Annotated in this window: 18 protein-coding genes; 11 read left to right on the top strand and 7 right to left on the bottom strand. The window is 60.7% G+C overall.

Annotated features, from left to right (window positions below):
• Window positions 1–39: 39 nt before the first annotated feature.
• Together CIT25_RS20260 and CIT25_RS20255 are read right to left on the bottom strand one after the other, a co-directional pair.
• Window positions 40–1101: an NADH:ubiquinone reductase (Na(+)-transporting) subunit F gene (locus CIT25_RS20260; protein ID WP_095486291.1), complete on the bottom strand. Its 1062-nt coding sequence runs from the start codon at window positions 1099–1101 to the stop codon at window positions 40–42.
• A gap of 51 nt (window positions 1102–1152) precedes the next feature.
• Window positions 1153–2826, bottom strand: coding sequence for an aromatic/alkene/methane monooxygenase hydroxylase/oxygenase subunit alpha (locus CIT25_RS20255; RefSeq protein ID WP_206072969.1), 1674 nt, complete (start codon window positions 2824–2826; stop codon window positions 1153–1155).
• A 565-nt stretch (window positions 2827–3391) separates the two neighbouring features.
• Here CIT25_RS20255 and CIT25_RS20250 point away from each other — a divergent pair.
• From CIT25_RS20250 to CIT25_RS20205, 10 genes are all read left to right on the top strand, one after another.
• Window positions 3392–3844 (top strand): hypothetical protein, encoded by a 453-nt coding sequence (locus tag CIT25_RS20250; protein WP_095486585.1) that lies wholly within the window; start codon window positions 3392–3394, stop codon window positions 3842–3844.
• 61 nt (window positions 3845–3905) lie between these two features.
• On the top strand, window positions 3906–4190 hold the full coding sequence (locus CIT25_RS20245; protein ID WP_126103117.1) for a hypothetical protein: 285 nt from the start codon (window positions 3906–3908) through the stop codon (window positions 4188–4190).
• Window positions 4191–4204: 14 nt separating this feature from the next.
• Window positions 4205–5332 (top strand): WD40 repeat domain-containing protein, encoded by a 1128-nt coding sequence (locus CIT25_RS20240; RefSeq protein WP_095486289.1) that lies wholly within the window; start codon window positions 4205–4207, stop codon window positions 5330–5332.
• 32 nt (window positions 5333–5364) lie between these two features.
• On the top strand, window positions 5365–5538 hold the full coding sequence (locus CIT25_RS36895) for a hypothetical protein (RefSeq protein ID WP_164547015.1): 174 nt from the start codon (window positions 5365–5367) through the stop codon (window positions 5536–5538).
• A 699-nt stretch (window positions 5539–6237) separates the two neighbouring features.
• Window positions 6238–6993 carry an ABC transporter ATP-binding protein gene (locus CIT25_RS20230; protein ID WP_095486287.1) on the top strand — a complete coding sequence of 252 codons (756 nt, stop codon included), beginning with the start codon at window positions 6238–6240 and terminating at the stop codon, window positions 6991–6993.
• Window positions 6986–7732 carry an ABC transporter ATP-binding protein gene (locus CIT25_RS20225; protein ID WP_095486286.1) on the top strand — a complete coding sequence of 249 codons (747 nt, stop codon included), beginning with the start codon at window positions 6986–6988 and terminating at the stop codon, window positions 7730–7732. Before CIT25_RS20230 ends, CIT25_RS20225 begins: the two co-directional genes overlap by 8 nt.
• Window positions 7733–7779: 47 nt before the next feature.
• Window positions 7780–8976: an ABC transporter substrate-binding protein gene (locus CIT25_RS20220; protein WP_095486285.1), complete on the top strand. Its 1197-nt coding sequence runs from the start codon at window positions 7780–7782 to the stop codon at window positions 8974–8976.
• Window positions 8977–9045: 69 nt separating this feature from the next.
• Window positions 9046–9933 (top strand): branched-chain amino acid ABC transporter permease, encoded by an 888-nt coding sequence (locus CIT25_RS20215; RefSeq protein ID WP_095486284.1) that lies wholly within the window; start codon window positions 9046–9048, stop codon window positions 9931–9933.
• Between the two features lie 59 nt (window positions 9934–9992).
• Window positions 9993–10916 (top strand): branched-chain amino acid ABC transporter permease, encoded by a 924-nt coding sequence (locus CIT25_RS20210; protein WP_245329937.1) that lies wholly within the window; start codon window positions 9993–9995, stop codon window positions 10914–10916.
• A 251-nt stretch (window positions 10917–11167) separates the two neighbouring features.
• Entirely contained in the window at window positions 11168–12112 is a 945-nt protein-coding gene (locus CIT25_RS20205) for a lipid kinase (protein ID WP_095486282.1), read from the top strand.
• A gap of 47 nt (window positions 12113–12159) precedes the next feature.
• Here the strand turns inward: CIT25_RS20205 and CIT25_RS20200 are convergent, their stop codons facing one another.
• The 3 genes from CIT25_RS20200 to CIT25_RS20190 are packed head-to-tail and all read right to left on the bottom strand — an operon-like array spanning window position 12160 to window position 15078.
• Complete coding sequence (locus CIT25_RS20200) at window positions 12160–12945, bottom strand: ABC transporter ATP-binding protein (RefSeq protein ID WP_095486281.1); 786 nt, start codon at window positions 12943–12945, stop codon at window positions 12160–12162.
• The gene (locus CIT25_RS20195; protein WP_095486280.1) at window positions 12939–14006 is read right to left on the bottom strand and encodes a FecCD family ABC transporter permease; all 1068 of its coding nucleotides are present in this window, start codon (window positions 14004–14006) and stop codon (window positions 12939–12941) included. The genes CIT25_RS20200 and CIT25_RS20195 overlap by 7 nt, the downstream gene beginning before the upstream one ends.
• Window positions 13996–15078, bottom strand: a complete 1083-nt coding sequence (locus CIT25_RS20190) for an ABC transporter substrate-binding protein (protein ID WP_245329936.1) — start codon at window positions 15076–15078, stop codon at window positions 13996–13998. The genes CIT25_RS20195 and CIT25_RS20190 overlap by 11 nt, the downstream gene beginning before the upstream one ends.
• Before the next feature lie 162 nt (window positions 15079–15240).
• Between CIT25_RS20190 and CIT25_RS20185 the strand changes: the two genes are divergently transcribed.
• Complete coding sequence (locus CIT25_RS20185; RefSeq protein ID WP_095486278.1) at window positions 15241–16029, top strand: class I SAM-dependent methyltransferase; 789 nt, start codon at window positions 15241–15243, stop codon at window positions 16027–16029.
• 374 nt (window positions 16030–16403) lie between these two features.
• On the opposite strand, the gene CIT25_RS20180 is transcribed toward CIT25_RS20185, so the two are convergent.
• Both CIT25_RS20180 and CIT25_RS20175 read right to left on the bottom strand, forming a co-directional pair.
• On the bottom strand, window positions 16404–17729 hold the full coding sequence (locus CIT25_RS20180; RefSeq protein WP_095486277.1) for a type II toxin-antitoxin system HipA family toxin: 1326 nt from the start codon (window positions 17727–17729) through the stop codon (window positions 16404–16406).
• Window positions 17729–17983, bottom strand: a complete 255-nt coding sequence (locus tag CIT25_RS20175; protein WP_095486276.1) for a helix-turn-helix domain-containing protein — start codon at window positions 17981–17983, stop codon at window positions 17729–17731. The genes CIT25_RS20180 and CIT25_RS20175 overlap by 1 nt, the downstream gene beginning before the upstream one ends.
• Window positions 17984–18180: the final 197 nt, after the last annotated feature.

Genomic DNA, 18180 nt, shown 5'->3' with positions numbered 1-18180 from the left:
CCCTTGTTGCAGTTGTGGTTGCAGTTGCGTTGCCGCCCCTCAGTGGGCCGGTGTTGCACCTGCCGATGTGGTGAACTTGTCGAAGAAGATCCGCTCCGTCTCGAACCCGTTCATGAACAGAACCGGCTGAAGCGCATCGATCATCGGTGGCGGGCCACAGGCATGGACATCGCCCTGTCCGTCGACCGCCAATTGCTTGAGCTTGGCGTCGACACTCTGGTGCACGAAACCGCGTTCGCCTTCCCATTCGGCGTCGTCTGTCGCGTGCGACAGCACGGGAATGAAAGTGACATCCGAATGCTGACCGATCAGCTCGGCGATCCTGTCGAGATAGAACAGGTCGTTGCGCGTCCTGGCACCGTAGAAGAAATAGACAGGGCGTTTCTCGCCGCTCTTCAGATGGTCGTTGAGGATCGACCAGATCGGCGACATGCCCGATCCGGCGCCGACCAGGATCAGGGGTCCTTGCCGTTCGTCGCGTCGGAAACAGGTTCCGTAGGGTCCGACGACGGTGACTTCGGCTCCGAGCTTGATTCCTCCGGAATCGAGTTCTCCGGAGAACTTTCCCTCGGGGTATTTTTTGATGATGAAGCAGAGTTTTTGGGTTTGGTCCGGCGTATTTGCCATGGAGAACGAGCGCGTAATCGTCTCCCCCTTTTCCGTGGTAACCGTGATGTCGACATATTGCCCCGCCCAGAACTTTATCGGCGAGCCGAGTTCGATCTCGATGCCGCGAATGTCGTGGGTCAGGTGCTCGATCAGAGCAATCCGGCCCTTGAACGTCTTCACGGCGATCGCTTTCGCCAAAATCTCCTCGTCGTAGTTGAGAAGCTCGACTTCCAGATCGGAGTAGGCGATGCAGCGGCACAAAAGGACGTGGCCGCTCTCCTTCTCCATGTCGTTCAGTGCGAAGGTCGAGTATTTGAGCATGTCGACTTCGCCATCGAGCAACACGCTCTTGCAGGCCGAGCATTGCCCTTCCTTGCAGCCGTGCGGCAGGGCGATGCCCTGGCGGAAAGCGGCGTTGAGCACCGTCTCGCCATGCTCGACGTCGAATTCGACGCCGACTGGGCTGAGCCTGACCGTGTGGGTTTCCGACATACGGACCTCCAATGAAAGAGAGGGCGGGACGAACCCGCCCCCTTGGCCTGATCAGTTGCAGGGATTGATGGTGAAGCCCTTGGCGTAGTCTGCCAGGTGCTGCGCGCGTCCTTCCGGCGTCATGCCGCGGAGCGCGTTCAACGGCGATCCCAGCGTGTTGCCGCGCACGTCGTCCAACGTCCACATCTCCTTGTCGTCGAAGCGCATATGCGGCTGCGGTACGAGCGTCTTGCCATCGGAGCGGACGAAGTTCAGGTCCTTGATGGCATCGGCCAAATCCCAGCCGTCATAGAGCGTCTCCCATTCGCGCTTGCCGCTGAAGCGGCCCATCGCGGGTGTCGGACGGCCCTCATACTCGTCGGCGAAGGCCACGGTCGCGGTCCACTTGTCGAGTTCGTGGGCGAAGGTGTGCAACTGGCCGTCGATCTCGCCGACCACCATGTCTTCGCGGATCAGGCAGGGAACAAGGCAGGACCAGCAGCGGTGTGGATAGACGTAGCCCACGTCGCTGTTGAAGAGCAGCACCTTCTCGCCCTTGTGGCTAAGCTTGGCGTACCATTTCCAGAAATCGCCGAACTCGGCATACCAGCCCGGATACTTATGCTCGAACCACTCGAAGTCCTTGTCGGTCTGGGCTTCGATACGCCAGAAATTGACCGGCCAGCCGACCGCGAAGAACTGTCCGACCTTGTGGACGTAGTTCTTCTTGGTGATGCGTTCCCAGGCCGCCTGGACGTCGTCGTGATGGACCTTGATGCCGTATTTCTCGAGCGGCAGCATGTAGGTGCGGTAGTAGTCCTCATAGATCCAGCGGTGCCACATTTCCGCGTAGGACTCCTTGTTCTTGTCGCGGTTGGTGGTGCCGTATTCGATGAAGGTGCCGATGGCTGCATCGACGATCGCGTGGTTTTGCCAGAAGGCGTAGCGCAGGTCGCGCTCGAGCAGCAGGTGGTTTTCCGGCTCCTTGAGCGCCGCCATCAGCAGCGAATGGCCATTGCCGATATGCCGGCTCTCATCGGACTGGACCGACAAAAAAACGGTCGGCAGCGCATAGTCGCCGTTACGGGCGGCTTCCGAAGGCATGGCGACAAACAGCGTGTTGGTGAAGGCGGTCTCGGCGACCACGGTCAGGTACATGCAGGCGGCGGTCATGGTGTCGCCGGTGATGAAGCCTTCCGCGAACTGCCGGCCGATGGTCGTGGCGTAGCATTTTCCGAAGGCTTCCTCGGTGATGTCGAAGCCGGCCGGATCGATGTAGTTTTCCATGTACCATTTCTTCAGGTTCATCTGGATCGTCGAGTGGCGGAACTCGTCGATCATCTGCATGGTGAAGCCGGTTCTGAGCTCCTCGCCCGGCGCGATACGGGCGACCATCGCCATCGAGCGGGCAGCAGAAATTTCCGGGAACGGAATGATCGCAAGGAAGAGTTTCATCCACTCGACCCAGCGCGGTTCCACATTGCGGAACATGTCGCCGCGCAACGCCGCGTCGAGCGCACCGTAGACACGATTGTCCTTCTCTTCCTGCATCGGGAAGTAGGATCGCAGAACCTGTTTCATCGGGTCGCGCGGCGTCTTGTTGATCTTGTAGTCCGTCGGAAACGTCATCGCTTCCTGGACGTAGGAAGGGTTCCAGCCGAGATCGGCAATCTTCTTGGTTGCCTCGCCCACGGAGATTCCGCGTTGCGAGGTAATCTTGTTGAGCGTCAGAGACGTCATGGTCATAAGCCTCCACCAGGTTTGAGCCGCAGGTCCCTTGACCCCGGCATGAAGCGGCGGCACAGCACCGCCAGTGAGAATGCGAGCGGCACGACAAAGGGTTGCGCATCAGGCGCGACTCATGGTCCGGCCGTTCAAGTGGATCGCGGCAAAGGTGTTAGGCGGCTGGCAGGGCCCGCGGCGCCAACCGCATGTGCGATGGGCGTATCGAAGCGGACGTGACTTGTCCCTGCTTCCTCCGTTCCTTCGTTCTTTTGGCACCGCGTCAAAGCGCGATGGGCTTCTTGTGGAAATGTACAAAGCAAGCGCCGTGCCAATTTGAAAATAGCACCCATGGCAAGGGCTCAAAACAAAATCGCTGCTCTTTCGGCATACGGGCAGATAGCCAAATGTAACGTTCTTTTACATTTGTAACGTACGCCTGTAATATCTAATATCTATTCGCAATTGCAATACGTCTAGTTCGCAGATGCAGCAAGTTCGAAAACAAATATCATCTATTCAATTCTTCGTCTTTCTCTACTATTTGAAGGCGACGGCCCATGGACGGGCCTCGCGCTGGAGAGAGACCGTGCCGAACGATAAAGACAGCCGAAGACCGCCCGAGCCAATGTCCAGCCAAGCCGATGGCGTCACCGGCGAACTTGTCAGGCTGATGCCCCGCGATCTGGTCTTTGTGATGCGCTTCATGGGCGAGAGCCAACATCGCCTCCAGAGCCACTTCCAGGACTTCATCCGGGCCGAGCTTGCCGCCGGCGGCGTCACCACGGAAACGCATCCGATGATCCATCTGTTCATCGAGAACCACGCGATTCTGTTGCGGGAATTCGTGTTTTCCGGCGTTTCGCTGTCACGCCAGTTCCGCGTCGACGAGATCGAGCGCCTCACCGGCGATACGACTTCGATGATCCGGGTCGACATCTGGGATCAGCTCAAGAGCCACATCGAAACGGCTGAAAGACAGTTCCATTCGCAGGCCGGAACATTGTCCAAATTGCTGTCGGCTTTCGAAAAGCCAGCCTGACCGATGGCTGGGCGAAAAATGACAGGAGGACCCGATGGGCCAAACTACCAGGCGTGACGCGTTGCTCGCCCGCCGGCTCGATCTCGTCGCCAACGTCTCCGCGCTCACTGCCGAGGCGCTGCGGCTCAATCAGAAACGCGCCGGTATCGAGATGGAAGTGCTGCGCCTGGAACTCGAAATCGGCAGGAACGGCGTCAGCGCGCAACTGGTGCGGGACTTGCATGAAGCGCAGGAGAAAGCCGCGGCAGTCATGCACGAATGCGCGGCATGTGAGGACAGCATCGTCGCCGCGGAAGGTGACGTCGAGGACGTCGATCGCAGCCTCGCGGCGACGGATGGAAACTGACGAAGGGAATCGCCATGAACCAGCACGCGATACAGAACCTGACCTTGTTCGACCTGCTGGCGAGAAGCTGGCGTCGTCCGTCGGCGATCGCCGATCTGCGCTTTAGCGCCGATGACTCGACTGTCGCCTTCGCCTGCGTCGATGGAACGGTCGCCATAGCCGCGGTCGCCGACCAGGAACCGCCGCAGTCGCGGATCAGGGTGAGCGGCGATCTCGGCCAGACGACGATCCGCCCAAGGGAAAAATTTCCGTTGCCATTGATAGCCACTGCTGTGTTGGGAGATGGCGACGTTCCGCTCGCCAACTACCTTTCCTCCGGCTTCCTCGTTGGAACGGCGGCTGGCGAAGCGGTGCATCTGGCCGCGGACGGCAATGTGATGGAGACGCTGGTCAAGATCGACGGGCCGGTCGTCGCCGTCGACCACAGCCCCCGCACAGCCATCACAGCCGTCAGCAACGGGCAGGATGTCTTCCTGGCACGAGGCCAAGGCGATGCGGTGCGACTGCGACACGGTACGACACCGTCCACGGATGCGCTTGCCTTTTCGCCAGGCGGAAGGCGCCTCGCCCATAGCCTGGACGACGGATTGTCGATCTGGATGGTCGATGGCGACACCACCCTGATACGCGATATCGCCTTTTCAGCGCGTCCGATATCGATCCGCTGGAGTGGCGACGGCACCTGGCTGGCCTGTGGGCTCGAAGCCGGAGGCTTTGCCCTGGTGTGCATAGCCGATGGCCGCACTGGCATTATCGCGGGATTTCCATCCCCGGTCCGGACGGTGTGCTGGAGCCTGCCGGAGAATGCGCTGTTTGCATCGGGCGCCTTCCGGATCGCCGGCTGGTCGATGACCGCGCCGCCACTTGACGGCGAAATCTCCGGCGCGCTGGAGACTGGTCGCGCCGGGCTGGTTCCGGTCGAGACAGTGGCTGCGCACCCGGAGAAAAAACTGATTGCGGCCGGCTATGCCAACGGTCGGATCACCATCGCCCAGATCGGCGCGCGGGACGAACTCCTCGTCAGACCCCTGGGCAGCGCGGTGACCGCGCTTGCCTGGTCCAGTGACGGACAGCACCTGGCGGTGGGCACCGTCGACGGCACCGCCGCGATCGTCACCTTTCCCGCGTCGATGTTCAAATAGCAAAGGCAGGCCGCATGCAACAGGAGCACCAAATGCAAACCGAACCCACCCCCGAGGACGAGAGCAAGGACGAATTTTTCGACCGGCTCGCCAAACTGTCGGAAGAAATGGTGGCCAAGCATGGCAAGGATTTCAGTATGGGAGCATTGGTGCTTGCCGCCCGCTGGATTGCCGAAAACCGAGTCGGCCAGTTGAAGACCAACTAGGCTCCTGACCAACCAGTTTCGCTCGTAAGCCGTAGCTTCGAAGGAGCTTCAGGCGAGGCCATGGCTTGCGGTCGTCTTGATTGCGAGACACTCGCTGACTCCCAACACGCCATGCCCGCGCGCTACATTCCATATCAATGGAATTTATACCTTAGCTACGGATCAAGTAGCGCACTTGGATTTGATAACGTCAAGCCTTTCCTGCGGCCAATGTCGCAACGATCGGTAATGGTCTTGATGCTGATAGGCGCGTGACCGCAGCCGTGCTTTCCAAGGCCCACATCGCACGATCGCCAGCGACTGAGCTGGATTTGCTACGTTTCGACATTGATGCTGCGGCGGTGCAGGCGAACGATCCGAACCAGAAGGCTCTCAATGGCGTCATTGGACTTGACCCCGCACTAGCGCGTCGCAGATGAGATCGGGATATCGAGGTTGACTGCGGTCAATTTGCCTCCCGATCGGATGTGATACCAACCGCTCGCCAGCTTCTCCAGGCGATCCTGTGCCAAGGACAGTGACTGAGCGTTTCACGAAGTTCGAGCATCTGAAAAATTGCAGCCTTGACGCGATGTGCATTAGGTCGTTTGTTGCGGGTGGGAGTGCCACGGGAGGAAACCATGGAAGTCACCCTGGGGGCGGACAGCCTCGCAGCGCGGTTCCACGTTTCACGTCGATGAACGGCGAAGGCTCCCGCGCATGAATTCCGGAGCGATCCTCGAAGCAGTGGGATTGACTAAGGAATTTAAGGGTTTCGTCGCTGTCAATAATGTCGACCTGACGGTCGAGCGAGGATCGATCCACGCGCTGATCGGCCCCAACGGCGCAGGCAAGACGACCCTCTTCAACTTGCTGACCAAATTCCTCCAGCCGACGCGCGGCGCAATCCGCTACCAGGGCCGGGACATCACCAGGATGCAACCAGCCGACATCGCGCGCTTGGGCCTTGTGCGCTCCTTCCAGATATCGGCGGTGTTTCCGCACATGACGGCACTGGAGAATGTCCGCATCGCGCTGCAGCGCCGGCGCGGCGACAGTTTCGATTTCTGGCGTTCCGAGAAACTGCTGTCCACATTCAATAGCGAGGCCGCGGCTCTTCTCGCCGATGTCGGCCTGACCGAGTTTTCCGATATCCGCGCTAGCGATCTGTCCTACGGCCGCAAGCGCGCGCTTGAGATCGCGACGACGCTGGCGCTGAACCCTGAAATGCTGCTGCTCGATGAGCCTATGGCCGGCATGGCGCAAGAAGACATCGAGCGGATCTCGGCGCTGATCCGGCGCATCTCCAAGAACCGCACTATTTTGATGGTTGAGCACAATCTGTCGGTCGTAGCCTCGCTGTCGAACCGCATCACCGTGCTCGCGCGCGGCAAAGTCCTCGCCGAAGGCGACTATGCCGCGGTTTCCAAAGATCCGCGTGTTATCGAAGCCTATATCGGGGCCGGACATGTCTGAAGTTGGACTTACGAGCAGGCCGGCTGCTGCCCCCTCGGAGAGACCCCTCCTGCGTGTCGATGGCCTGCAGGGCTGGTACGGCGAGAGCCATGTGCTTCACGGCCTGAGTTTCGAGGTTGGCGAAGGTGAAGTGGTGACGCTGCTCGGCCGCAACGGCGCCGGCAAGACGACGACGCTGAAGGCGGTCATGGGCATCCTGTCCAGGCGCTCGGGATCGGTCACCTACGACGGCCGGGAGACGATCAAGCTGCCGTCGCGGTTGATCGCACGGATGGGCATCGCCTACTGCCCAGAGGAGCGCGCGATCTTCTCAAGCCTCTCGGTCGAGGAGAATCTAATGCTGCCGCCGCAGGTGCGCCCCGGCGGGCTCACCGTCGAGCAGATTTTCGAGCTCTTCCCGCACCTGAAGGAGCGGCTTTCGAGCCAAGGCACCAAGCTTTCGGGCGGCGAGCAGCAGATGCTGGCCATCGGCCGGATCTTGCGGACGGGCGCGAAGCTCTTGCTGCTCGACGAGCCGACCGAGGGGCTTGCGCCCGTCATCGTGCAGCAGATCGGCCGCACCATTGCCCGGCTCAAGGACGAGGGATTCACGATCGTGCTCGTCGAACAGAATTTTCATTTCGCCGCATTGGTCGCGGACCGTCATTACGTGGTGGAGCAGGGGCGCGTGATCGACATGATTCCCAACCGCGAACTCGACGCCAACATTGACAAGCTGCACGCCTATCTCGGTGTCTGAGACAGCCATCAACGGGCGCGTCGCGCCGCAATCGGAGGAGAGTAGTGATGAAAGCAACAGGGTTCATTCTGGCTTCACTGGCGAGCCTTTTGTCGGCCGGCGCAGCCTACGCCACGGATGTCAAGATCGGCGTTCTGAATGACCGTTCCGGCATCTATGCAGACATCGCCGGCGAAGGCTCGGTCATCGCGGCCCAGATGGCGGCGGAAGACTTCAAGGCGACCGACAAGGGCATCAACGTATCGATCGTCTCCGCGGACCACCAGAACAAGCCGGACGTCGGCTCGAACATCGCCCGCCAGTGGTACGACACCGAAAATGTCGACGTGATCGCCGACGTGCCAACCTCGTCGGTGGCGCTCGCCGTCAACGAGATCACCAAGGAGAAGAACAAGATCTTCCTCGCCTCGGGTCCGGCCTCGTCCGACCTCACCGGCAAGGCCTGTTCGCCCAACACCGTCCACTGGACCTACGACACCTGGGCGCTTGCCAACGGCACGGGTTCGGCGATGGTCGCGCAGGGTGGCGATACATGGTTCTTCGTCACAGCCGACTATGCCTTCGGCCATGCGCTCGAGCGCGATACGTCGGCGGTCGTGGAAGCATCGGGCGGCAAGGTTCTCGGCGCCGTGCGTCATCCTTTCCCCGGCCAGGATTTCTCGTCCTTCCTGCTGCAGGCGCAAGGGTCGGGTGCCAAGGTCGTCGGCCTCGCCAATGCCGGCGGCGACACCATCAACGCGGTCAAGCAGGCGTCGGAATTCGGCATCACGCAGGGCGGCCAGTCGCTCGCCGCCCTTTTGATGTTTATCAATGACGTGCATGCGCTTAGCCTCGAAGTGGCGCAAGGCCTCGTGCTTACCGGCGCATTCTACTGGGACAAGAACGATCAGACGCGTGAATTCTCTGCCCGCTTCCAGGAGCGGAACAGCGGACAGAAGCCTTCGATGATCGAGGCCGGAGTCTACGCTTCGGTGCTGCATTACCTTAAGGCCGTCGAGGCCGTTGGCGACAAGGATGCGGCCAAGGTGATGGCCAAGATGAAGGAAATGCCGACGGACGATCCGCTGTTTGGCAAGGGTACGATCCGCGCGGACGGGCGCAAGCTGCACGAGATGTACCTGTTCCGCGTCAAGAAGCCGGACCAATCGAAGGGGGCATGGGATTATTTCGAGACCGTGGCCACCATTCCGGCCGACAAGGCGTTCCGCCCGCTCGCCGACGGCGGCTGTCCGCTCGTCAAATAAGCGGGCCTCGCCAACGACGCGCCGAACCGCTCGGCGCGTCCTCTCGTCGACAAGTCAACTGGAGCGACCATGTTCGAACTCCTTGGAATTCCGCCACAGGTCCTGTTCGGCCAATTGCTGCTCGGGCTGATCAATGGGTCCTTCTATGCGGTTTTGAGCCTCGGGCTGGCGGTCATCTTCGGTCTCTTGAACATCATCAATTTCACGCATGGTGCGCAGTACATGCTGGGCGCCTTCGGCGCCTGGATGCTGCTCAACTATCTCGGCGTCAGTTACTGGTGGGCTGTGTTCATCGTTCCGCCGATCGTCGGCCTCACCGGCATCGTGCTCGAGCGCGTGTTGATCCGACGGCTCTATCACCTCGACCATCTCTACGGGCTGCTGCTCACCTTCGGCCTGGCGCTGATCATCGTCGGCTTCTTCCGCCAGTTTTTCGGCGTATCTGGCCTGCCCTACCCGCCGCCGCCGCTTCTAACGGGGGGGCACAATCTCGGCTTCATGTACCTGCCCAATTCGCGCGCCTGGGTGATTGTGGCCTCACTCATCGTGTGCCTCGCGACCTGGTTCATCATCGAAAAGACCCGACTTGGCGCCTATCTCAGGGCAGCGACCGAGAACCCGACCATGGTCGGTGCGTTCGGCATCAACGTGCCGCTGCTGGTCACGCTCACATATGGTTTCGGCGTCGCGCTCGCCGGTTTCGCCGGCGTGCTCGCCGCACCGATATACGCAGTCAATCCGAACATGGGCGCAGACCTGATCATCGTCGTCTTCGCCGTCGTCGTCATCGGCGGCATGGGCTCGATCCTGGGCTCGATCCTCACCGGTTTCGGGCTTGGGCTGATCGAAGGTCTGACCCGCGTGTTCTATCCGGAAGGCTCGGCCGTGGTGATTTTTGTCATCATGGCGCTGGTGCTGCTGGTCAAGCCCGCCGGCCTGTTTGGGCGGAGCGCGTGATGGTAACCGACACCAACCCGATTGCCATGACGGCCGTCACGTCCGTTGGCGCCGCCGGCATGCCACGCCATCACCTTGCGATCTTCGCCGCGCTTTTCGTCTTCCTCATCGCCGCGCCTTTTCTGCTCTATCCAATCTTTGTCATGAAGGTGCTGTGCTTCGCGCTGTTTGCCTGCGCCTTCAACCTGTTGCTCGGCTATGGCGGGCTCCTATCCTTCGGCCACGCTGCCTATTTCGGCATGGCGAGCTACGTCTCGGCCCATGCGGCAAAGGTGTGGGGTTTGACGCCCGAACTTGCCATTATCGCGGGCACACTGGTGGCAGCCGTGCTCGGTCTCGCCATCGGCTCCCTCGCCATTCGCCGCCACGGCATCTATTTCGCCATGGTGACGCTGGCTTTTGCGCAGATGGTCTATTTCTTCTCGCTGCAGGCAGCGTTTACCGGCGGCGAGGACGGCATCCAGGCCGTCCCGCGCGGCTATTTGTTTGGACTGATCGACCTGCGCTCAAACGAATTGCTCTATTTTTTCGTGCTCGCCATCTTTTTCGCCGGCATATTGCTGATCTACCGGATCATCCATTCGCCGTTTGGGCAGGTGTTGAAGGCGATCCGCGAGAACGAGCCCCGCGCGATATCGCTGGGCTATCGGGTCAACCGCTACAAGCTCACCGTATTCGTGTTGTCAGCCGCGCTCGCCGGCGTTGCCGGCGCAACCAAGGCGATCGTGTTCCAATTGGCGTCACTTACCGACGTCTACTGGACCATGTCCGGCGAGGTCGTGCTGATGACGCTCTTGGGTGGCATGGGCACGGTGTTCGGACCTATCGTCGGCGCGGCAGTTATCGTCACGATGCAGAATTACCTCGCGACATTTGGCGACTGGGTCACGATCGCCCAGGGCACCATCTTCGTTGTCGCAGTGCTGTTGTTCCGGGAGGGCGTCGTTGGCATCCTGGCAAAATGGATCGGGAAACCGCTCTGAACAGGTCATGAAACCTAAATTTCGATTGATCGACGGTCGAGATTGAGAAGTCGACCTACGAGGGATGTTCGAGCGTCAGGTTCGGCCAAGTTGGCCGCGGTGGATACGTGCACACAGCGTCCTCAACTGTGCCGATTCCTGATCGGATGTGACAACCAGCAATTCGGGCTGTTACGAAAATTCAACTCTGGGTCTTCCCAGGCGCGCCTGTTGGCGTCGTAATCCGCAGGCAAGCACCCTATCTACGCCGCATGAACGAAATCACGACCAGACGCGCGCTTCTGCTCGTCAATTCAAAGGCGCGACGCGGGCAGGAATCTATGGCACCGGTCGTCGAGCGGCTGCAGGCCGGTGGGCTTCGCGTCACCGTCGAGACGTTTGAGGCGCTGCCCGAGATAGCACGCGACATCGTGCGCCTTCGCCATAGGGCCGACCTTGTGATCGTGTGCGGCGGCGATGGCTCGGTGTCCTCGGCGGCGGTCGCGGCCATGGAAAGCGGGCTGCCGATGGGCATCATTCCGATGGGGACGGCGAACGATCTGGCGCGCACCCTCGAAATACCGTTGGATCTGCTGAAGGCTGCCGACGTGATTGTACAGGGCGGAAGGCGTCTGATCGATGTCGGGACCGTCAATGGTCACGCTTTCTTCAACGTTGCGAGCATCGGCATCAGCACCGACCTTGCCCAGGGTCTCGACCCGGCGCTGAAGAAGCGTTTCGGCAGGTTTGGCTATGCCTTGGCTGCCATGAAAGTGTTGACCAAGGCTGGCCACTTCGAAGCAAGGATTACCGAAAAGGGCGTAACGACCGAAGTCGAGACCTACCAGATAGCGGTCGGCAACGGCCGGCACTATGGCGGCGGCAACGTCGTCGAGGAGACGGCGGAGATCGATGACGGCCATCTCGACCTGTACAGCCTGGAAATGACGAATCTCTGGAAAATGGCGCTTATGCTGCGCTCGTTCCGCTCAGGCACACACGGCGCCTGGAGCGAGGTTCGCACGGCCAGATGCGTCGAGTTCGACATCGAGACGAAAAGGCCGATGCCGGTGAACACTGACGGTGAGATCGTCACCTCGACGCCGGCGCATTTCAAGGTCCACCCGAAGGCGATTTCGGTCTTCGCGCCGGCCGTCGCGCGCCTGCAGCCCCGCACCAAAATGCTTCGTGATGCGGTCAGCGCAAATAGCGGGTGATCAGTCTTCCGCTTCGGCGATTCGACTTCAACCCTAAAGTTTGATGGCTAAGCTGCTATCGACGCAGCCGCTGCCGTTTCATCCGCAACGCCATCCACCATGACATGACCGATGCCCCGCGAGCATCGCTCGACCCGCGCCTCGACGCGATAAACGTCACGAAGGAGCGCCGGCGTAACGACCTCTTCCGGCGTACCGCAGGCGAACATCCGGCCGTCGGCGATGACGATGCATTTGTCGGCGAAGCGCAGGGCCTGATTGAGGTCGTGAATTGCGATCAGCACTGCAATCCCGTGCTTGCGTGCAAGCCCGCGCATGAAGCTCAGCACCTCGACCTGCCGGTGCAAGTCAAGGGCGGACGTCGGCTCGTCCATCAGCAGGATTTCAGGTTCGCGGGCGAGGGTCTGTGCGATGCTTACCACCTGCCTTTGCCCGCCGCTCAGTTCTCCGACATTGCGAAAGGCAATATCCGAGATGCTGAGCGCGGCCAGGATACCGTCTATGAGCGCGAGGTCGCCGTCACCGACCGACCAGGCCGAGCCCTGCTTGCGGGCGAGCAGGATCGATTCATAGACGGTCAGCACCGCGTTGGCTGCCGTATCCTGAGGCATGTAGCAGATGCCGTCCGGTCCCTTGGCCGCTCCATCGAGGCAGACGCGGCCCGGGCCCTTCAAAAGTCCTGCGATGCGCTTGAAAAGCGTCGACTTGCCCGCTGCGTTGGGCCCGATGACGGCAACCACCTCGCCACCCCGAAAAGTGGGAGTTGAAACGTCCGAAAGGACGAGCCGCGCGCCGTGAAACGCTCCGAGACCATCGAGCCTGATCGTTACCATGAGCGCCTCACATTCGAGAGGATCAGCGAGATGAAGAAGGGAATGCCGACAAGCGAGGTGACGATGCCGATCGGAAAGATCGTGCCTGGGATGAGCGACTTGCTGGCAACCGAGCTCGCCGAAAGGATGAGGGCGCCAGCAAGCGCGGAAGCGGGCAGGAAGAAGCGCTGATCTTCTCCAATCAGCATGCGGGCGATGTGCGGGCCGACCAACCCGATGAAGCCGATCGTGCCGACAAAGGCGACGGGAATGGCGGCGAGCAGGCTCACCATCATCATGGTTTCGAGCCTCAGGCGCGCGACCTTGATCCCGAAACTCGCGGCCTTGTCTTCGCCTAGCCGCAGCGCCGTCAGCGCCCAGGCGCGGCGCGCGAATATCGGAAGCGTTGCGAGAAGGATGAGGCTGGTGATGATGAGCTTGGGCCAGGTGGCCTTGGTGAGACTTCCCATCGTCCAGAACACGACCGCGGCGAGCGCCTGCTCTGAGGAAAGATACTGGACGAGCGACAGCAGCGCATTGAAGGTGAAGACGAGCGCGATGCCGAGAAGCACGATGGTTTCAACCGTCACGCCGCGCTTGAGACTCAGCAGGTGGATGACGAGCGCGGTCAGCATCGCAACCACGAAGGCGTTGAGCGGCACGACATATTCGATCGCGGCGGGGATGAGCGCGACGCCGAAGGCAAGCGCAAGCGCGGCGCCGAAGCTGGCCGCCGCCGAAATGCCGAGCGTGAACGGACTGGCGAGCGGATTGTTCAGGATGGTCTGCATCTGCGCCCCGGCGACCGACAGTGATGCGCCCACGACCACCGCCATCAGCGCGATGGGAAGCCGGATTTCCCACAGCACCACGCGCACCTGAAGCGGCACGCTGCCCGGAGAAACGAGGGCGAGCACCACCTGGTCGAGGCTGTAGCTGGCAGGGCCGAGGGCGAGGTCGATGCAAAGGCTCAGGAGCAGCGCCAGGACGAGGCCTGCGAGGATAAGCTGCTTGCGCAGGACGAGGGTGCGGTAGAGGCCGCGCCCTTCCTTGGCCGATAATGCCGCTGGCTCACTGCTCATTGGAGAGCGAGACCCAATGGCCAGGCCTGTACTCGACCGGCAGGAACTTCTCGTGCAACTCCTTGAAGGTGGCCTCGGCGTCCAGATCGGCGAACAGTTCGGGGTGCAGCCACTTGGCCATCTGCTGGATGGCGACGAACTGATAGGGGCTGTTGTAGAACTGGTGCCAGATGGCGTGGACCTGCCCGTTTTCCACCGCCTTGACGCCGGTTAGCGCGGGCCGTTCCGTCAGACCCTTGAGCTTCTTCAGTGCTTCCGCCTCGTCCGCGCCGGGACCGACGCCGACCCATTTGCCGCCCGGCACATACGCTTCCCAGCTACCGCCCGTCACAATCACCTGGTCGGGATCGCTTGCGATGATCTGTTCGGGGTTGAGCGCGCCAAACGTGCCCGGGATCAGGTCCGCCGCGATGTTCTGGCCGCCGGCCATCTCCACGAACTTGCCGAAATTGTCGTTGCCGAAGCTCATGCAGCAATCGTCGGAATAGCCTCCGGCGCGCTCGATGAACACGGTTGGGCGCTTGGGAACATTCTTTGCGATAACATCGGTGACCCGCGCGATCTGGGCCGCGCGGTAGGCGATGAACGCTTCCGCCCGCTCCTCCTGGCCAAAGAGCTTGCCGATGAGGCGCATGCTCGGCTCGGTGTTGGTGAAGGGATGCTCGCGGAAATCGACATAGACCACCGGGATGCCGACGGCGGCGAGCTTTTCGATGTATTGCGCGTCCTCGGTTGCCTGCTTGGACTCGATATTCATGATCATCACGTCCGGCTGAAGCGCGATGGCCTGCTCGATGTCGAAGGTGCCGTCCTTGAAACCGCCGAAGGTCGGGATCGTGGCCATCGAGGGGAATTTTTCCAGATAGACGGCGTAATTGTCGGGATCGGCCTGCGAGAAATCCTCGCGCCAGCCGACGATCCGCTTGAAGGGATTGTCGGTATCGAGCGCGGCAATCAGGTAGGTCTGCCGGCCTTCGCCGAGGATGACCTTCTCAACCGGCGTCTTCACCTCGACCTTGCGGCCGCTAATGTCGGTGACGGTTTCGGCGCGCGCGCCGAGGGTAAGCGGCATGAACGCCGCGAGGGCGACCGCGGCCGCAAATATCGACTTCAAAATCATTGTGCTCTCGTGATTTAGTTTGCCGCCACGGCTTAGAAAACATGAGTTGTGTAATCAAGAATTATCTTTTAGAGCAATTCCAATGTACGGCTTTGGGGGAGAGCGTTTCGGGCGATGACGGCTCACGCAAACTATTCGCTGCGCGACGAAATTCGGGACTACTGGTCCGACCGCGCCGAGACGTTCGACCTGCAGGTCGGCCACGAGATTTTTTCCGAGCGCGAGCGCGCTGCCTGGCATGCGCTCATAAGCAGGCACCTTGGGCAAGGCGCAGGGCGGACATCTCTGGACCTCGCCTGCGGGACGGGCGTGATTTCGCATCTGATGCACGAGTTGGGATTTGTGGTGACGGGCCTCGACTGGTCGGAAGCCATGCTCGCCAAGGCGCGCGCCAAGGCACAAAACCGCGGCGCCGATATCCGCTTCATCGTGAGGGATGCCGAACGGACGCTCGAGGACAAGGCGAGCTACGATGTCATCGTCACCCGTCACCTCGTCTGGACGCTGGTGGATCCGAAGGCGGCCTTTGCCGAATGGTTCTCGCTGCTGAAGCCCGGCGGCAAGCTGCTGGTCATCGACGGGGATTTCGTCAGCCGCAACTGGGCGACGAGATTGCGGGACGTTTGGGAGAAGCTGACGGCAGGCAAGTCGCGGGTCGCAGACAATGAATGCACCGCCATGGCCGGACGCCACAAACGCATTCTTGCCCGCGTCCATTTCTCAGGCGGCGCACGGGCGGGAGAGATAGTGCGCTTGCTGGCCGAAGCCGGGTTCGATCAGCCCGTCGTCGACTGGAAACTGGGCGCGATCCATCGCGCTCAGGCTCGACAGATGAGTTGGCCTAAGGCGATCGAGCGAGCCATCCAACACCGCTTCGCGATCTGCGCGACGAAGCCGAAGTAAACTCCTCGGCGCTGCCAGCGTCGGTCGTTTCATGCCTGCTTCGTTTGAAGCCGTTCGTCGCCTCAAAGGAGCGGGGCGGCGACACGCCAACGAATAGCTGCCAGTCTGCTTTAGCTTACCTTCGCGGCAGCGCAGATCAGCGACGACATCGGCCGGGTTTGCGCGAAGCGCATATTGGACGATGCACTGCTGACCGTAGTCAGTGTCGATCACCAGGGTCATAGCCCCTTTTCGGGTATCGGAAATACGCGAGAATTCCAGTTTAAGTGCCGGGCCATCATCTTCCCAGGGGACATGTTTCATCGAATTCGGGGCGCTTGTCCCAGATCAGAGAGCCCCAGCCAAGGATTGCTATCCGCGGGCGTTGCCCCAACTCAGACATGAGAAGCCTCCAGAGAATTTGCGACGAGCTGGCTGCGGTGCTTGATGGCCGCCACTGTCGAGGTCACAAGCTGATCGGGGAAGCTACCGGGCAGCGACCCGACAACAGCTTGTACTTGCCGATCGGCATTGGCTTCAATGTCTTCAAAAATCGCCCGCATCGCCGGAGTGCCGACACCAGCGACATCGGCCGTCTGCATGAAATGTCGTGGCACGATGTCACTGATGGCATAGTGGCGATTTGTTCCGACGGACATCGCAAGTTTGAATTTCTTGCGTTGAATTTGGCCCTGGTCGAGGCTCGGCTGCGCTGTCAGCACATCGTACAGCGGCGTCATGCGATAGCGCCCGCCGGGACCGAGGAAAATGCTGAAATTTTTTGCATGCCCATCGGTTGCGCCGAGCAACCAGAATATGATGCTCGCACGCATGAAAGTCGTGATGTCGGCATCAGGCGTGTCGCTGCCTTTGAGCAGATTGATGATCTCGCGCATACCGGGACCACCATCAGACTGGTACTTTCTTGTCGGCGGGATCGATAGCGCCTGGCAGATGTCTTCCTGCGGCAGTCGCAGCAGTCGCCCATCTCTTGCCCAAAGACGATCGAAGCGTTCGACGATCAGTGTGCGGCGTTCCCCGAAAACGGCGATTTCAACGGGGGGTGTTGGGATACCAAACGAATGCAGCAGTCTGAGGCATAGATATTCGTTCTCGACGCTGTTGGAGAGGTCGATGCCATTGGGAAGCTGCCCGATCTGCGGTTTGAGGATGTGGGTGGTTGCCGTCGTTCCTGTCGGCTTGAACCATTGGCCGTCCTTACGCAGCAGCGCGGTTTTTTCCTGAGCGCCGGCGATCGAGATTCGGAAATCTTCGTCTTCGCCCATGCCGAGGGGTGCTGCCGCGAGATTCTTGATAATGTCGGTGATCTCGTCGTCAGTGATCGGTTTGCCGTCGGTGTCGCCGGCGGTCCCGGGCTCGACGCCATCAGGCAGAAACTGGAGTGCGCCGACGCAATCATGACCGAGGGCGGTCAGCAGGCTGAAGGCGTCTGTGCCGTCTGCGCCAACGCGTTCGGCGACGCGCTTTCGGATGAGGTCGCTGTCAGGCAGCAGGTTGTCGAACACATTGATGACGGGGGTGCCAATATACCGATCCTCGCGCAAGGGCAGCGACAGTGACACTGGGAACGTGCCGCGCCAGTTCAGCCAGTCGCGTCCGTACTGGAAGTCGATAGCACCTGTCGCCTCACGGCGCAGGACGCCGACATGGCGGCTGTTCAGAAAGACATTGAGAGGAGCGTGAGCGCGTTTCCGTGCCATCAGAACAGGTCCTCGATATCGGCGGCACTGCCTTGGGTGCGTGGCCGGACGACCAGTTCAAGGTTCAGAGCCGAAAGCGCTTCCATTAAAGTGCGCAGCTGGACAGCGGGCTCTCCGGCTTCCAGACGTGAGACAGTGCCCTGGCGCAGATGGATTTGTTCGCCTAGAGCTCCCTGGCTCAGCCGTGCCTGTTTTCGAGCGCGGCGCAGGATGGCGCCAAGCTGTTTTTCTGTGCGGGCGATCTGATCGGTCATAGCAGTCCTCCACACATCAATATACGCGAGAGCGTATAAACTGTCAATATACGCGTTCGCGTTTAAAATTTAGATATACGCGAAGTCGTATAAAAGACGAAAATACGCGTTTGCGTATGGCGCTTCCAAAGCCGCAGGTCTGAATTGGCGTGGCAGGCGAGCGGTTCAATAACTAGATAACGAAAACGCCTTTCACT

This window comes from Mesorhizobium mediterraneum, from assembly GCF_002284565.1.
Lineage (GTDB): Bacteria > Pseudomonadota > Alphaproteobacteria > Rhizobiales > Rhizobiaceae > Mesorhizobium > Mesorhizobium mediterraneum.
This window is presented reverse-complemented; position numbering and strand designations above follow the sequence as displayed.